This window comes from Xanthomonas sp. 60 (genome assembly GCF_011761925.1).
The window spans coordinates 389,067-404,799 of record NZ_JAASQW010000003.1 but is presented as its reverse complement, the minus strand read 5'-3'; the positions used below and the strand labels follow the sequence as shown (position 1 = coordinate 404,799).

At 64.6% G+C, this 15,733-nt stretch carries 12 protein-coding genes and 2 pseudogenes; 9 read left to right on the top strand and 5 right to left on the bottom strand.

Going from position 1 to position 15,733, the window contains the following annotated elements:
- Positions 1 to 32 precede the first annotated feature (32 nt).
- Positions 33 to 1,919, bottom strand: coding sequence for an arginine decarboxylase (gene speA, locus FHY09_RS08745; protein ID WP_166926189.1), 1,887 nt, complete (start codon positions 1,917 to 1,919; stop codon positions 33 to 35).
- Between the two features lie 170 nt (positions 1,920 to 2,089).
- Here speA and speE point away from each other — a divergent pair, with 170 nt between their 5' ends.
- Positions 2,090 to 2,944, top strand: a complete 855-nt coding sequence (gene speE / locus FHY09_RS08740; RefSeq protein WP_166926188.1) for a polyamine aminopropyltransferase — start codon at positions 2,090 to 2,092, stop codon at positions 2,942 to 2,944.
- Between the two features lie 100 nt (positions 2,945 to 3,044).
- Here speE and FHY09_RS08735 read toward each other — a convergent pair whose 3' ends face one another.
- Together FHY09_RS08735 and FHY09_RS08730 are read right to left on the bottom strand one after the other, a co-directional pair.
- A complete protein-coding gene (locus FHY09_RS08735; RefSeq protein ID WP_166926187.1) occupies positions 3,045 to 3,950 on the bottom strand; it encodes an aspartyl/asparaginyl beta-hydroxylase domain-containing protein in 906 nt (301 codons plus the stop codon).
- Between the two features lie 155 nt (positions 3,951 to 4,105).
- Complete coding sequence (locus FHY09_RS08730; RefSeq protein ID WP_166926186.1) at positions 4,106 to 4,444, bottom strand: P-II family nitrogen regulator; 339 nt, start codon at positions 4,442 to 4,444, stop codon at positions 4,106 to 4,108.
- Positions 4,445 to 4,638: 194 nt separating this feature from the next.
- On the opposite strand from FHY09_RS08730, the gene ubiK reads away from it, so the two are divergent.
- Positions 4,639 to 4,890, top strand: a complete 252-nt coding sequence (gene ubiK / locus FHY09_RS08725) for a ubiquinone biosynthesis accessory factor UbiK (RefSeq protein ID WP_166926185.1) — start codon at positions 4,639 to 4,641, stop codon at positions 4,888 to 4,890.
- Positions 4,891 to 5,245: 355 nt separating this feature from the next.
- Positions 5,246 to 6,802, top strand: coding sequence for an EAL domain-containing protein (locus FHY09_RS08720; RefSeq protein WP_166926184.1), 1,557 nt, complete (start codon positions 5,246 to 5,248; stop codon positions 6,800 to 6,802).
- Positions 6,803 to 6,816: 14 nt separating this feature from the next.
- On the opposite strand, the gene FHY09_RS08715 is transcribed toward FHY09_RS08720, so the two are convergent.
- Positions 6,817 to 7,107: a hypothetical protein gene (locus tag FHY09_RS08715; RefSeq protein ID WP_166926183.1), complete on the bottom strand. Its 291-nt coding sequence runs from the start codon at positions 7,105 to 7,107 to the stop codon at positions 6,817 to 6,819.
- A gap of 482 nt (positions 7,108 to 7,589) precedes the next feature.
- Here FHY09_RS08715 and FHY09_RS08710 point away from each other — a divergent pair, with 482 nt between their 5' ends.
- The 6 genes and pseudogenes from FHY09_RS08710 (at position 7,590) to FHY09_RS08685 (ending at position 15,375) form a co-directional block, all read left to right on the top strand.
- Entirely contained in the window at positions 7,590 to 9,725 is a 2,136-nt protein-coding gene (locus tag FHY09_RS08710; protein ID WP_166926181.1) for a methyl-accepting chemotaxis protein, read from the top strand.
- 228 nt (positions 9,726 to 9,953) lie between these two features.
- Positions 9,954 to 10,223 (top strand): helix-turn-helix domain-containing protein, encoded by a 270-nt coding sequence (locus FHY09_RS08705; RefSeq protein ID WP_166926179.1) that lies wholly within the window; start codon positions 9,954 to 9,956, stop codon positions 10,221 to 10,223.
- Positions 10,220 to 10,837: pseudogene (locus FHY09_RS16430) on the top strand (HipA N-terminal domain-containing protein); the annotation flags it as partial. The gene FHY09_RS08705 and the pseudogene FHY09_RS16430, both read left to right, overlap by 4 nt.
- Position 10,838: 1 nt before the next feature.
- Positions 10,839 to 11,558 carry a HipA domain-containing protein gene (locus FHY09_RS16425; RefSeq protein WP_456362765.1) on the top strand — a complete coding sequence of 240 codons (720 nt, stop codon included), beginning with the start codon at positions 10,839 to 10,841 and terminating at the stop codon, positions 11,556 to 11,558.
- 166 nt (positions 11,559 to 11,724) lie between these two features.
- A pseudogene (locus FHY09_RS08695) lies at positions 11,725 to 12,840 on the top strand (YifB family Mg chelatase-like AAA ATPase); the annotation flags it as partial.
- 2,121 nt (positions 12,841 to 14,961) lie between these two features.
- On the top strand, positions 14,962 to 15,375 hold the full coding sequence (locus FHY09_RS08685; RefSeq protein ID WP_166926175.1) for a hypothetical protein: 414 nt from the start codon (positions 14,962 to 14,964) through the stop codon (positions 15,373 to 15,375).
- 35 nt (positions 15,376 to 15,410) lie between these two features.
- On the opposite strand, the gene FHY09_RS08680 is transcribed toward FHY09_RS08685, so the two are convergent.
- Entirely contained in the window at positions 15,411 to 15,635 is a 225-nt protein-coding gene (locus FHY09_RS08680; protein ID WP_208407675.1) for a helix-turn-helix domain-containing protein, read from the bottom strand.
- Between the last annotated feature and the right edge of the window lie 98 nt (positions 15,636 to 15,733).

Here is a 15,733-nt window from a genome sequence, read left to right as displayed (position 1 = left end):
GGGCAAGCGCCCGGCGGCCTCCCGCACCGCCGTTACAGCGGCTCGTCGGACAGGTAGGTGTAGCCGGTCAGGCCGGTTTCCAGCGCCTGGCTCAGTTCCTGTGCACGCTCGTCCGACAGCCCCGCCGCCGCGACGCGCTCGGCGTAGGTGGCCCGCAGTTCGGCCAGGCTGTAGCCCACGTAATCGAGCATCACATCGGTGGTATCGCCACGACGCTGCTGGGTCACCGCATAGGCCTTTCCGTCGGCCACCACCTCGATCGCATCGGTATCGCCGAACAGGTTGTGGATGTCGCCCAGCACTTCCTGGTACGCGCCCACCATGAAGAAGGCGATGCGATAGCTCTCGCCGGGCCGCATCGAATGCAGCGGCAGCGAGCTGTCCAGGCTCTCGTTCTCCACGTAGGTTTCGACCATGCCGTCCGAATCGCAGGTCATGTCGGCGATGATGCCGCGGCGGTCCGGCCGCTCGTCCAGGCGTTCGATCGGCACGATCGGGAACACCTGGTCGATCGCCCACACATCCGGGATTGATTCGAACACGCTGAAGTTGACGAAGTACTTGTCCACCAGGCGCTCGTTCAACTCATCGAGCATCGGCCGATGGCTCTTCTCGTCGAAGCTCAGGCGTGCCCGCACCGCATGCGCGATGGCGTAGAACAGATCGTCGATGCGCGCACGCTGCGGCAGGTCGATCTGCCCCAGCGCGTAACTCGCCAGGCCTTCGGCATGGAAGTGCTGCGCTTCCTGGAACAGCTCGATGGCCGGGCGCTGGTCCAGCTCGTCGTGGATCTCGCGCAGGTGGCGGATCGAGGCCGGCTCGTCATCATGCTGGTCCGGCACGCGGCCTTCCATCGCCTGTTCCACCTCGGCCACGTTGGCGATCAACACCGCGTGGTGGGCGGTCATCGCGCGGCCACACTCGGTGACGATGCGCGGCGGCGTCAGGCCATGTTCCTTGCAGGCATCGGCCAGCGGCTGCACGATGTTGCTGGCATAGGCGTTGAGGCCGTAGTTGATCGAGCAGAAGCTGCGCGAACGGGTGCCTTCGTAATCCACGCCCAGCCCGCCGCCCACATCCACGTGGGTGATGTTCGCGCCCAGGCGCGACATTTCCACGAAATAACGGGTGGCCTCGCGCATGCCGTTGGCGATGTCGCGCACGTTGGAGATCTGCGAGCCCATGTGGAAATGCAGCAGGCTCAGGCACTGCGCATATTCGGTGTCGCGCAGTGATTTCCACAGGTCCAGCAGCTGCCGCGGGGACAGGCCGAACTTGGCCTTGTCGCCGCCGCTGTTCTGCCACTTGCCCGCACCGAGCGAGGCCAGCCGCATGCGCACGCCGAGGCCCGGCATGACATCCAGCGCCTTGGATTCCTCCAGCACCAGCTTCAGCTCGGACGGTTTCTCGATGACGATGTAGGTCTGCAGCCCGAGCTTGCGCCCGATCAGCGCCAGCCGGATGTACTCACGATCCTTGTAGCCATTGCAGACGATCAGCCCGCCCGGGCGCGAAAGGGCCAGCACGGCCATCAGCTCGGGCTTGCTGCCTGCTTCCAGACCAAAGCCCTCGCCGTGGTGGCTGGCCAGCGTGCCGGCCACCCCACGGTGCTGGTTGACCTTGATCGGGTAGACGGCGGTGTAGCCGCCCGGATACTCCCAATCGGCCTGCGCCTGGCGGAAGGCGGACTGCAGCTTGCCCAGGCGCTGTCCCAGGATGTCCGGGAAGCGCACCAGCAGCGGCAGCTTGGCCCCGTCGGCACGGGCCGCGTCGACCACCTCGGGCAGCGAGACCACCGGACCATCGGCCCCGGTCGGCCTCACCACCATGTGCCCGGCCTGATCCACGTCGAAATAACCGTCCGCCCAGTGCGGAATCGAGTAGGTCTTGCGGGCTTGGTCGAGGGACCAATCGGTCATTGCAGTCGGCCTGGTTGGTAAAAAAGGGGGTGCATGATAACCCCTGAGCGACGAAGGGTTCGTTATCATGCGCGCCCGCGCCCGATGCCGGTCCCCTGGACCTGAACGGGTGGCCCGGCGGTCCGCCACCGCCAGCCAGCGCACCCTACCCCTCGAACAGGACGGCTTTCATGACTGACAACAACAACTGGTACATCGAGCATTTCGAGCGCACCGGCTCGGCCATCGGCTACCGCATCACCGGCAAGCTGGACGAGGTGCAGTCGCCGTTCCAGAAGATCGAGATCTTCCAGACCACCGACTGGGGCAACCTGATGACCATCGATGGCGCCATCATGCTCACCAGCAAGGACAACTTCTTCTACCACGAGATGATCAGCCACCCGGTGCTGTTCACCCACGCCGCCCCCAAGCGCGTGGTGATCATCGGCGGCGGTGACTGCGGCACCCTGCGCGAAGTGCTCAAGCACAAGGGCGTGGAGAGCGTGACCCAGTGCGATATCGATGAACAGGTCACGGTGATGGCGCGCAAGCACTTCCCCGAGCTGTGCGATTCCAACGACGACCCGCGCGCGGAGCTGATGTTCGACGACGGCGTGGCCTACATGGCCAACTGCCCGGCCGGCAGCGTGGACGTGGTGATCGTCGATTCCACCGACCCGGTCGGCCCCGGCGAAGGCCTGTTCAACAAGGCGTTCTACGAAAGCTGCTTCAAGGCCCTGAAGGACGACGGCATCCTGGTGCAGCAGTCCGAATCGCCGTTGATGCAGCTGGACCTGATCAACGAAATGCGCGGCGAAATGGGCAAGGCCGGCTTCGGCTCGTTCAAGACGCTGCCGTTCCCGCAGCCGTGCTACCCCACTGGCTGGTGGAGCGTGACGCTGGCGCGCAAGGGCGACAGCAGCTTCGATTTCCGCCAGGCCGATGCGGCCGCGAAGTCCTTCGACACGCTGTACTACACCGCCGCGCTGCACACCGGCGTGCTGGTCACCCCGCCGTTCGTGCAGGCCGCGCTCGAGCGCTGAGTGATGCCAGCGTGCGGCCGCCAACGCGGCCCGCACGCTGGACGCAGGCAACGACGGCAACGAAGGCAGGTTGCCAGGCAGGAACCGTGGCGCAGCGGCTTCAGATCGCCCAGATACCCGCGATCACCGCCGCCACCAGGCCCCATTTGATCGCGTGGTAGGCAAAAGCACTCTTCGCACGCAGCGCCTTGGCCTTCAGGCGCACCTTGTACAGCCCGCCGAAGGCCTTGTTGACCCCACCGGTAGGGTCGCCCGGCAGGTTGGGCGAGGCGCCACCGGCCAGCAGCGTGGATGCCACGGCACGGTTGAACAGCGTCGGCAGCCCGAAGCGCAGCGGCCGTGCGATATCGCAGAACAGGATCACGCGGTCCTGCTCGGTGTCATTGTGGGCATGGTGGATGTAGGTCTCATCGAACATCATCCACTCGCCATCGCGCCAGCTCTTCTTCACCCCGTCCACTTCGATGTAGCAGCGGTCATCGTTGGGCGTGCTCAGGCCCAGGTGCAGACGCAGCGAGCCGGCGAAGGGGTCGCGGTGCGGGCGCAGTTCACTGCCCGGCGGCAGCTGCGCGAACATCGCCGCACGCACGTCGGGAATCGCTTCGATCAGCGCCACCGTGCGCGGGCACAGCTGCCTGGCCGACGGATGCGCCGGTCCGTACCAGCGCAGGTAGAAGCGCTTCCAGCCGCGGCGGAAGAACGAGTTGAAGCCGGCATCGTTGAAGCTGCTGGACGCGGCAATGTGCTGGGCATCGCGCAGGGCCAGCGCCTCGTCACGGATCACGCTCCAGTTCTGCCGCAGCGGCTCAAGCTGCGGGAATTCCTTGCCGGGGTCCAGGAACGGCGTGGTCGGCACCTTCGAGAACAGGTACATGATCACGTTGATCGGGGCCATGAAGCTGGAGTGGTCCAGCAACTGCCGCGACCAGCGTGCACGCACCTTGCCGCGGTAATGGATGTACAGCACGCAGGCGACGAACAGCGCGGCCAGCACGATCTTGATCATGGTCAACTCCCGGCTCGGCCGGACAGGGTCATAGGGGGGCCACGCGCCCGGGTAGGGGCAATTATCGATCAATCGCCACCACCGTGCTGGCAACAGAGCATTGCGCAGGGCCGCCCAACGCGGGGCGCGGCCGGTGCCGCACCGCCTGCGGCAGGTTACAGCGCGTCGCCGTCCAGCTCGCCGGTGCGGATGCGCACTACGCGGCCCAGGTCATAAACGAACACCTTGCCATCGCCGATCTTGCCGGTGCCGGCGGCTTTCACGATGGCTTCCACCACCAGCTCGGCCTGGTCATCGGTGACCGCCACTTCAAGCTTCACTTTGGGCAGGAAATCCACCACGTATTCGGCACCGCGGTAGAGCTCGGTGTGCCCTTTCTGGCGCCCGAAGCCTTTGACTTCGGTGACCGTGATCCCGGTAACGCCACGCTCGGCCAACGCCTCGCGCACGTCATCGAGCTTGAACGGCTTGATCACCGCCATGACCATCTTCATCGGAGCTGCTCCTTGGCGCGTCCATCGAAGCGGCACCTCCGCTTCCGGCGTCGAGGATAGCCGCTCACCAGCGCGCTGCAAGTGGGCCGTGCTGGGCGCGCAGCCGCTGCGGGCAGTATCCTTGGCGTCCACCCCTGCATGGGGCCGTGGGCCGGGGCCGCAAGCGCGCCGGCGATACGGTTCCGGAGTTCCCCATGATCGATCTCACCCAACTCGATGACCTGGCCCGTCGCCTCAGCGACCTGGTGCCCCCGGGCCTGCGCCAGTCCCGCGAGGACCTGCAGTCCACCTTCAAGAGCGCCCTGCAGGCGGGCCTGGGCAAGCTGGACCTGGTCACGCGCGAAGAGTTCGACGTGCAGCGCGCGGTGCTGCTGAAGACGCGCGAGAAGGTCGATGCACTGGAAAAAACCCTGGCCGAACTGGAAGGCCGCAACAGCGTCGGTTGATCCGCGCGGTGGCAGCACGGCGGCTGACCGCAGGCACCGGCCTGCGGGTGGCGCGCATCGAGGGGACCCATGCGCACCTGCAGAGGGCCATCGGCCGACGCGCCAACAACGTGCTCGGTAATTACTGAGAACCACGTCTCATTATCTTCGCATTGTGTCAGGAGTGCGCGTGGTGACATGCGCAGATCGCACGAATTCGCCGTAAAAAGCGTCATCAAACGACGTGGTCCGCCTGTAGACTGTGGCCCGCCCGCATGGCAGCGGAAGCCTCGGGTTGACGGGCATTGCCGGGAACAGACATCGCACGGCCTGCCTGCATGCCGGTGCGTCAACGCCCGCGCTCCACGGAATTCCGATGCCTCGTACGCTGCTGGCCACGCTTCTCGATACGTCCCAGCGGCGCGCCCGGCTGCTCGTGGCCATCACCTCCGGCCTGGGCCTGCTGGCCACGCTCTCGGTGGCGCAGTACGCGGTGGACCAGCGCGCACGCGACCGGGTGAACCAGCGCAACCTCACCGTGCTCAACCGTGCCGCGGACATCGCCGAGCGCTCCACCGATGTGCTGGCCCGCGCGCTGGCGCTGCGCGTGCGCCCGTGCAGCCGCGAGGACCTGCTGGAGCTGCGCATCATGGCGTTCGAGTCGCGGTTCGTGCGCGACGTGGCGCGCATCCAGCGCGGTGCCGTGCGCTGCACGGCGGCGTGGGGCGTGCTCGATACGCCCATGGCGCTGCCGCCGCCGCACAACGCGCGCGGTGCCTATCGCTTCTGGAAGGACATGCCGACCTCGCAGACCCCGCGCATCCGCGCCGATCTGATGGCCACCGGCGATGTGATGGTCACCACCGCGCCGGGGGCATTTGATGGCATCGACGCGGTGGGCGAAGCAGCGGCTTCGCTGGTGGTCAATGGCGAGGGCACTTACGTGTTCCAGCAGTTCGGCCAGGGCCAGGCGCTGCTGCAGCAGTGGCGCGCCCATCAGGGGGGCGGACCCGAGGCCTACACCGCCTCGCGCTGCGATGCACGGCACGACCTCTGCGCCATCTCCAGCAACCCGCGCGCGTACGTCTGGCAGGAGCCGTGGTGGCTGCTGCTGGGGCTGACCCTGCTCGGCACGCTCTCCGGTGCGGCCATCGGCCTGCTGCTGCGCGGTTACCTGGAACGGCGCCGGCTGCTGCCCGCGCAGCTGGCGCGTGCCATCCGCAGCGAAACCCTGGGCGTGGTGTACCAGCCGATCCGCCGCCTGGGCGACCGTGGGCTGGTGGGCGTGGAAGCCCTGGCACGCTGGCGCAACGAAGACGATGAGCCGGTGACACCGCTGGAGTTCATCCCCATCGCCGAGCGCAAGGGCCTGCTCGATGCCCTCACCCGGCTGGTGCTGCGCCGCGTGATGGCGGAGCTCGGGCCGCGCCTGCGCGCGCAGACCCCGTTCTACACCAGCGTCAACGTGGCCCCGGCGCAGCTGGCCGACCCGCGCTTCCGGGCCTTCCTGCTGGCGCTGGTGCAACGCCACGGCGTGGCGCCCAGCCGGATCGCGCTGGAGATCACCGAACGCTCCACCACCGAGTTTTCCACCCTGGCCGAACCGCTGGCCGACCTGCGCCGGCTCGGCTTCCGGATCATGGTGGACGACTTCGGCACCGGTTATTCCAACTTCGCCTACCTCACCGAACTGCCGCTGGATGCCATCAAGATGGACCGCGCCTTCACCCGCGCCATCGGGGCGCGCTCGGTGGCCAGCCAGGTGATCCAGGGCATCACCACGATGGCCACGGCGCTGGACGTGCAACTGATCGTGGAAGGGATCGAGACGGAAGAAGAAGGCGAGTTCATCCTGGCGCTGGCGCCTGCGGCCAATGGCCAGGGCTGGCTGCTCGGCCGGCCGGTGGCGGCGGCGGAACTGGCGCTGGACTGAGCCTGCGGCGGCCTTCAGACGTCGCGCAGGCTGAGCGGCAGCGCATCGTCCACCAGCAGCCGCGCGGCGGTGATCAGGCCCTCCACGAGGCGGTCGGCCAGCAGTGGTTCGGTTGGCGTACTGCGTTCATCCAGATGGGCGGCGTGCAGGATCTCCAGGATGCAGGCGATGGCCTCCTCGCGGCGGGTCACGCTGCAACGGCGCAGATCCCCTGCGGGCGGACAGGACGGCGCAGCGCCGTCAGCGCCGCCGGTTGCGCTCGTGAGCAGGTACAGGTGTGGTGCGCTGAAGGGAGGTTTTGGCATCGGCAGCCTCGCGGGCGTAAGAGCCACCCACGCCGGAGCGCGGGGTGGCGGGCGATGCGGGTTGGCGTACCGGCAGAAGTGTCACGGTGAAAAACCGGCGGATCGGGAGATCCCCGCGCATCGCCCGCCGTATGACCGGCAAGACGATGCATTCTCCGCCGTACCCAGAGGGCAACAACAGCGGACCGTGACACTTCAGTTCGGGACGCCAATCCCGGCTGGCGCGGGTTACGCCAGCGGGACACATGGTGGCGCGGGTGGGACGGTGCTGACCATCAGGAAAACTGCATTCAACGGGGCAGCCGGGCGCGCGTTGTCACGCCCGTGGAGTACGCCATAGGCGACATCCCCAAGCGTGCAGGGTATGCGCCAGATAGCCATTCAAAGGGCCTATCGAAACAACCATAAAGTGATGAACATCACACTTCAGGCCGTAGCCGTGGCGCCGATATCCCGGTTGACCCTTCCACGGATTCCCCCTCATGAAAACCTCGTCCGGCACGCCGGCGCGCGCCCTGAGCCTGCAGTTCAAGCTGCTCGGCGCCCTCACGCTGGGCCTGCTCGTCGTCCTGCTGTGCGCGCTGGCAGGCCTCGGCTCGGCCTGGCTCAACCTCTCCACCGAGGTCCCGGCGGAGGTCGCCCGAAACGGGCACGCCGAGGCCCTGCAGCGCGAGTTCCGCATGCAGGTGCAGGAGTGGAAGAACGTGCTCATCCGCGGCAGCGACGATGCCCTGCGCGAGCGCCATCTCACCGCGTTCGACAGCCAGGGGGCGAAGGCGCAGGCGCTGGCCAGGGAACTCGCCGGGGCCAGCGATGCCGAAACCGCGCGCCTTGCCCGGCAGTTCGCGGCCCAGCACGACACCCTCAACGCCGAATACCACGCCGCGCTGGCGGTGTTCGCCGCCGGTGGCTACCAGCCGCTGGAAGGCGACGCGCTGGTGCGCGGCAAGGACCGTGCGCTCGGCACCACGCTCGATGCCCTCGGCGCGCGCACGGCGCGGGTGGCCGAACAGGCCGTGACCGCGCGCTCGGAAGACGCGCGCCACACGCTGATGGTCAGCGCAGTGCTGACGGCCGTTTCGGCGGTGGTGCTGCTGGCGCTGCTGGCGGTGTGGCTGCGGCGCTCGGTGATCGCGCCGGTGGTGGCCGTTGAAGCCGCTGCGCGGGCGGTGGCACGGGGCGATCTGGAGCACCCGGTGCAGGTGCGCAGTCGCGATGAGATCGGGCGCCTCGGCCAGGCCATGATCGATGTGACGCAGACGTTGAAGAACGTGCTTACCGCGCAGGCCACGATGGCCGAACGCCACGAGGCCGGCCAGCTCAGCTACCGCATGGACGACAGCGCCTTCCCCGGCGGCTACGGGCAGATGGTGCGCGACAGCAACGGGCTGGTGGATGCGCACATCGGCGTGATGCTGCGTTCGGTGGACATCATGGGCCGCTACGCCACCGGCGAGCTCTCGCAGGACATGGAGCGCCTGCCCGGCGAGAAGGCGGTGATCACCGATTCGCTGGACCGGGTGAAAGCCAACCTCGGCGCCATCAACAGCGAGATCCGGCAGCTGGCCAGCGCGGCAGCGGCCGGTGACTTCAGCCAGCGCGGTGACGAGGCGCGTTACCAGCACGATTTCCGCGACATGGTCAGTGGCCTCAACCGCCTCATGCAGACCACCGAACACAACCTCGATGAAGTCTCCAACGTACTGCAGGCCATCGCCCGCGGTGACCTGAGCGCACGCATGCACGGCCAGTTCCACGGTGTGTTCGCGCGCATGCGTGACGATGTCACACTCACCACCGAACAACTGACCGCCATCGTGGGTGACATCAAGCGCGCTGCGCAGTCCATCCAGACCGCGGCCGGTGAGATCGCCGCGGGCAACAGCGATCTTTCGCAGCGCACCGAACAGCAGGCCGCCAACCTGGAAGAAACCGCCGCGTCCATGGAGGAGCTGACCTCCACCGTTTGCCAGAATGCCGACCACGCGCGCCAGGCCAACCAGCTTGCGATCCATGCCCACCAGGTGGCCTCGCAGGGCGGCCAGGTGGTGGATGAGGTGGTGCAGACAATGGGCGCGATCGAGGTGTCGTCCAAGCGCATCGGCGAGATCATTTCAGTGATTGATGGCATCGCCTTCCAGACCAACATCCTGGCGCTGAACGCGGCCGTGGAAGCGGCCCGTGCCGGCGAACAGGGCCGCGGTTTCGCCGTGGTGGCCAGTGAGGTGCGCACACTCGCGCAGCGTTCGGCCGGCGCGGCGAAGGAAATCACCGCACTGATCAGTGCTTCGGTGGCCGACGTGGCGACCGGCGCACGGCTGGTCCAACAGGCCGGCCAGACCATGGGCGAGATCGTCGAGGGGGTGCAGCAGGTCACCGACATCATGGCCGAGATTTCCGCCGCCTCGCAGGAACAGTCGGCCGGCATCGAGCAGGTGAACCAGACCGTGGTGCACATGGACGAGGCCACCCAGCAGAATGCCGCGCTGGTGGAAGAAGCCACGGCGGCGGCGCGCAGCATGGAGGATCAGTCGATCGCGCTGAACGCAGCGGTGGATGTGTTCGTGCTGGCGCCGGTGGCAGCGCGCGGGGCGGCGTGGGAGCGGGCTGCGGCGTGATGGGGGTCTGATCACTGAAATCCGTCGGCGCACGCAACGGTGTGGGGAACATGAAATCCTCACGATGATCAGGATTTCGTTCACGGACAGTGGGGAACAGGGCTAATCCTTACGACCTGAAGGAATTGACGAACCGGCCGCCGCCTGCGGGGTAATCCTCACAAACTTGAGGGTTCTGCCGTAGTCTCATGTCTTGACGTAAAAATCCGCACCACCGTAAGGATTGGCATGAAGTTCATCCTCAAAAGACCGGACGAATTGGGACCACTGGTCCGTGCCACCCGAAAACAACAGGGCATGCGTCAGGACGACACCGCAGAAGGCCTGGGTGTCAGCGAAAATTTCCTGGCCAAGGTCGAGCGCGGCGGTGGAACGGTGCAGTGGGAAAAGCTCTTCCACGTACTCACCGAACTGGGGTTGCGCGTTGAAATCGACGTGCCGGACGCCGCCGCAGCACTGCTCAGCGAACAATCAAAGAAACGAAGGGGCCGCCGATGAACCCCGACGTATTCAACACCACGCCTCCGAAAGCCCTGGAAGTTTCACTGGACGGGTTGGACTATCCAGCGCGATCGTTGCTGGCCACGATGCATGTTCAGCCGATCGGTACGCTGCAGGAACATCGCAACCTGTGGCGATTCGACTATGCAGCGGCCTGGCTTGAGCAGCCCGCAAGTTTTGATCTCTCGCCCTGGCTTCCGCGCGCCAGCGGCAGCATTCTGGATGGCAGCACATCACGTCCAGTCCAGTGGTACTTCGACAACCTGCTTCCCGAAGCGCAGCAACGGACCCGCATGGCCCAGGACGCAGGGATCCGCGGCAGCGACGACTTCGCGCTTCTGGCCTGTTACGGCGCGGAGTCCGCAGGCTCCCTTACCCTGATGCCTGAGAATGCGGCACCCAGCCCAGCCCACCGGGTACCCCTGACAGATGCTGCCTTGTCCGAGCGGATCGGGCGCCTGCCCCGTCACTCGCTGGCAGCGGGTGCGGAGAAGCGGATGTCACTGGCCGGCGCGCAGCACAAGCTGGCGGTCATTGCGGATCAGCAGACGCTGTACGAGCCGGTCGGCGAGGAGGCTTCAACCCATATTCTGAAGCCCGACAGTACCGACCCTGACTTTCCACACACGGTCATCAACGAATATTTCATCATGCGCTTGGCCGCGACGCTATGTACCCGAGCCTGTTTTTCTGATCGAACGCTTCGACCGCAAGGCAGCCCCCGATGGCACGCGACGCCTGCACGCCCTGGATGCCTGCCAGCTCCTCAACCTCCGGCCCCTCGACAAGTACGCAGCGGGAAGCATCGAAGCACTGGACACCGCAGCACGGTGCTGCCGCGAAAAGCTCAATGCGCGTAAACGCCTGCTCGATTGGCTGGTATTCAACGTCCTCACCGGCAATGACGACGCCCATCTGAAGAACCTGAGCTTCCTTGTCACTGCAGACAGCATCGATCTGGCGCCACATTACGACCTGCTCAGCACGGTGTCGGGACGAAGCCGGGCCTATAGACAGGACGGCGCAATCTGGCCGCACGCTGCCACGCTCGCCTGGCCACTGCTGGGCGTACACCAGTTCGCAGCAATCACGCCCAGCCTGCTGGTACACACCGGTGTTGCGCTGGGGCTGCCGAAGTCAATCGCACAGCGCAGGCTGTCCAAGATGGTCTCGCGCATTGTTCCGACGGCAGAGTCGGTGATGAGTGAGCTGGAGGCCGAGAACGAGCACTGGGCCGCAATCGCGGGGGTGACACTGGACGGCGAGATGCGCATGGTGCGCACGGTCCTTGAGCTGGTGATCAAGCACATGGCACAACAGCTGACCGCTTGACCTGGACGTCAACAGATCACGCGCGGGGCCTCGATAGATCACGTTGTTCAAGGATCAGCCGACGAGCTGTAGCTTCCGGCTGGGGAAGCAGCGGGCAGAATCCCGACAGACGCCGTATGCCGGCGCCCCCACACTGCTCGCCTGTCCGCTTCAAAGGCCACATCGCATGGCGCTGGCACTGGTCCACAGCCGCGCGCGTACGGGCGCCGATGCACCGCTGGTGCGCGTGGAGGTCCATCTCTCCGGCGGCCTGCCGGTCACGCAGATCGTCGGCCTGCCCGAAACCACCGTCCATGAATCCCGCGAACGCGTCCGCGCCGCATTGATGTGCGCCCGCTTCGACTACCCGCAGCGCCGCATCACCATCAACCTCGCCCCTGCCGACCTGCCCAAGGAAGGCGGCCGCTTCGACCTCGCCATCGCCCTGGGCATCCTTGCCGCAAGCGGCCAGATCGATGCGGCAGAGACCAGTCGCCATGAGTTCATCGGCGAGCTGGCCCTGACCGGGGAACTGCGCCCCGTGGAGGGCGTGCTGCCGGCCGCCATCGCGGCCGCCGAGGCCGGGCGCACGCTGATCGTGCCGCCAGCCAACGCGGCCGAAGCTGCCCTGGCCGAGAGTGCCGATGTACGCGTGGCGCGCACGCTGCTGGAAGCCTGCTCCGCCGTGGGTGATCCGCGCCGCCTGCCGCGCGCCGAACGGGTGACGGTAGAGAGCGACCCCTGCCCCGACCTGGCCGACGTGCGCGGACAGGCGCATGCGCGCCGCGCACTGGAAGTCGCCGCTGCCGGTGGGCACCACCTGCTGCTGATCGGCAGCCCCGGCTGCGGCAAGACCCTGCTGGCCTCGCGCCTGCCGGGCATCCTGCCCGAGGCCACCGAAGCGGAGGCGTTGCAGACCGCTGCGATCGCCTCCATCAGCGGCAGCGGGCTGGACGTGCGGCGCTGGCGACAGCGCGCCTTCCGGGCACCGCACCACAGCGCCAGCCCGGCCGCGCTGGCCGGTGGCGGCAACCCGCCCCACCCTGGCGAGATCTCGCTGGCGCACCACGGCGTGCTGTTCCTGGATGAGTTGCCGGAGTGGTCGCGCAACGCGCTGGAGGTCCTGCGTGAGCCGCTCGAATCCGGCCATATCCGCATCAGCCGCGCCGCGCGCAGTGCGGTGTTCCCGGCGCGCTTCCAGCTGGTCACGGCGATGAACCCCTGCCCCTGCGCACGTAACATGCTAGTGTGTTCGCGCCAACGTAACACGCTAGGATGGACGAGTGGCCGTTTTGGAGCGTGTGGGACGCCCGTCCTGCGCAGAAGCGGGACGCACTAAGACGTACTCAGGACCTCTGCCGGCGATCTTCTGGCGAGACAATACCCCCTGGCGAGAAGTCAATTTATGGATCGCCCAGAAGAATAATGTTGATGGTGCGACACTAAAGTCTTTAATCACTCATCTCCTCGCATATGCCAAGTGGCTTGAGGAGACAGATACGAGCTGGTGGCACTTTCCAGCAGAGAAGGAAAAGAGGAGCCTGTTTCTCTACCGATCATTTCTAATCCGGGAGATAGGTGCCGGCGGCATCAACCGGCGAACAGCGGCATCTAGAATTCGCGCCATCGTCCAATTCTACCGCTGAGCGAACACTCGCCGCCTCATTTCCCCTGAGTGACCAATGTGGGAAAACAGGCATATCGGTGTACGTGTCTCAACAAACTTCGGCTTTGAAAGAACTATCCTGAAGCTAAGTACGGACCTTCGTATTCCAGCTAGGCCCGCACCCTGTTCCATAGCCCTGGAAGACAACCTGGTCCCCGTTTCTGCAGACGACCAAGAATCAATCCAGGCATACGCGCGGCAGCACGGAACGGAGGAGCTCCAGCTGTTCCTGAGCCTCGGATTCCGCACAGGACTTCGGCTCGGAACAATATCGGACCTCAAGATCCAGACACTGTACAGAGCTACGCCAGATCCGAACATGACTGGATTCATGAGGATCAGCGTTGGTCCACGAGCGCAACCGCCCGTCGCGACCAAGCACGGTGCGAATGGCACCATACCCATACACAAGAGTTATCTAGATGTGCTGATCGCGTATGCGACGAGCACCAAGCGACTGAGAAGATCCGCAAGCACCAGCTCGGAACACCGCGATCTCCTTTTTCTCACTAGGTCGGGCAAGCCGTACGCGGGAAAATCCGGAGAGAAAGAGTACCGCGCAATAGAAATGGAAATATCAAGACTCCGATCTCGCGCGAGGAAAGATCACTTTGTCGCATTGAGCGATTTCAAATTCCACAGGACCCGCGCCACCTTTGGAACCAGTACTGCGCGCCTGTTTTTGAAGCACCTCAAGGTCGCTGATGCTCTATCACTACTAAGAGACTTGATGCTGCACTCAGACGTTGCCACAACACTGAAGTATGTGAAGTTTATTGAGACAGGAGACTAATATCCTCTCTCGCAGATGAGTACACGCGAAGCTATTTGAAACTCACCCATGCCCTCCAGGATGCCTAGGACAAAAGCGTCTCGAGCTGGAGGGCGCGGTGGCTGAAGATGCCCCTCTGTTTCCTCGGGCGTACGAGCCGTGGCAGGCGAGGCGGTCATCAGAGCAATCCCATTATTGGGATCTCAACATGATCAAGGACCCACAGGAACTTACGAGGGAACTGGCGAGACATCCAAAGCTCCTGCCGTCGTCTTCAATGATTATTACTGAGACGGACATGGTCGTGAGCCGACACCTAAATCCAATGGCTCTCGCTACGAGAATTGAGGCCGGGCTCCCTTGGTGCCTCGGGTGGCACCAGTTCCGCAGAACTGGTGCAGTGAACATGCTTTCGTCGGGCATGGTCAGCGATCTCAGCCTTCAGTATCAACTTAAGCACACTGGTCTTACGATGTCCCGATACTACGGAAGAGGCCACCTCCTCCTGGGTGCCAGGATGAATGATAGTGCTCGGAGTGATTATGTTCGGAATATATATTTGATCCTCGCTCATGAATTCTCCAACCTGCGAAGCGATAAGTTCGTCAGTCCTTACGGTGAGCAGCACAAGGATCGATTGATCAGTATTGTGTCCGTGCACGATCATAAGGCGTTAGTCGCCGCAGGAAAGTCAGGGAAGATCCAGTACCGACAACACCTCCTAGGCGGGTGCGCTACACCCAAACCATGCAGCTTTGGTGGCTTTGAGAATGTTGTCGCGTGTAGCCTCCTCAAACCTTGCGAGTACCTTCTGTACGACAAGACGCGCCTTGAAAAGTTTCGCCACCTCTTGGATGACGCACTGCGCAGACTCGCAGCAGCAGCTCCTGACACTCCGCTCCATGAGGCCCTGTCGGGCCAAGTGAAGGCGCTAGAGATTGCCATCAACCAATGTGATTCAATAAATGAGAACTAACCAAGCAGAAATGGCATTCATCGAGGCATTTGAGCGCCTCAAGGCAGGTGAGCCGCTGATATGCTCTATTGGTACGCCAGTTTCCCAGGCTAATGTCGCTCGAGAGGCCGGCGTCACTCCATCCGCACTGCGGAAGTCTCGTTTCCCGCAGGTGGTTGCAATGATCCAGCAGTGGATCGATGCTCACCAACTACAAGATAGGCCGACCACTGGCTCGAGACTACTCCAGCGACAGAAGGCGCGCAGCCATCGTCAGCGGATAGAAGACCTCACTCAACAACGCGATGAGATGGCAAGGCTCCTCGTGGCGGCCGACGCGCAGATAGTCCAACTCACCCTAGAGTGCGACAGACTTCGGGCTCTTGCGCCCGAAAGTAACGTGACCTTCTTTCCTCAAAAGAAATCGGCTGGCAGGGACGTCTGAGCCTCTCTTGGACCTCTTGCAGCTCCGCCTTGCGGCTACAGCTCTGCAGCATCCAACAATGTGGACGCCGACAGCCCCAGAGCGTCGGCGAGCCTGATTAGGGTTGTGAGACGGCAATCTTTCTTGCCTTGCTCTATGTGCCCTAGCTGGGTCCGGTGCATCCCCAGCCGCTCGGCAAAGTCCTCCTGAGACACCCCCAATGCCATCCGTCTCGCCTTAACGGCGGCGCCAAGGGCCAACTGGGGCGTGGGAGTGGTCACGCCCTAAGCCTTCGTTTCGCAGTACTTTTGGTCTACAGTACTTACGGTAGCATCGTGACGGGTACTGGCCGAGCTTTGAACGACCAGAACTACCTAGA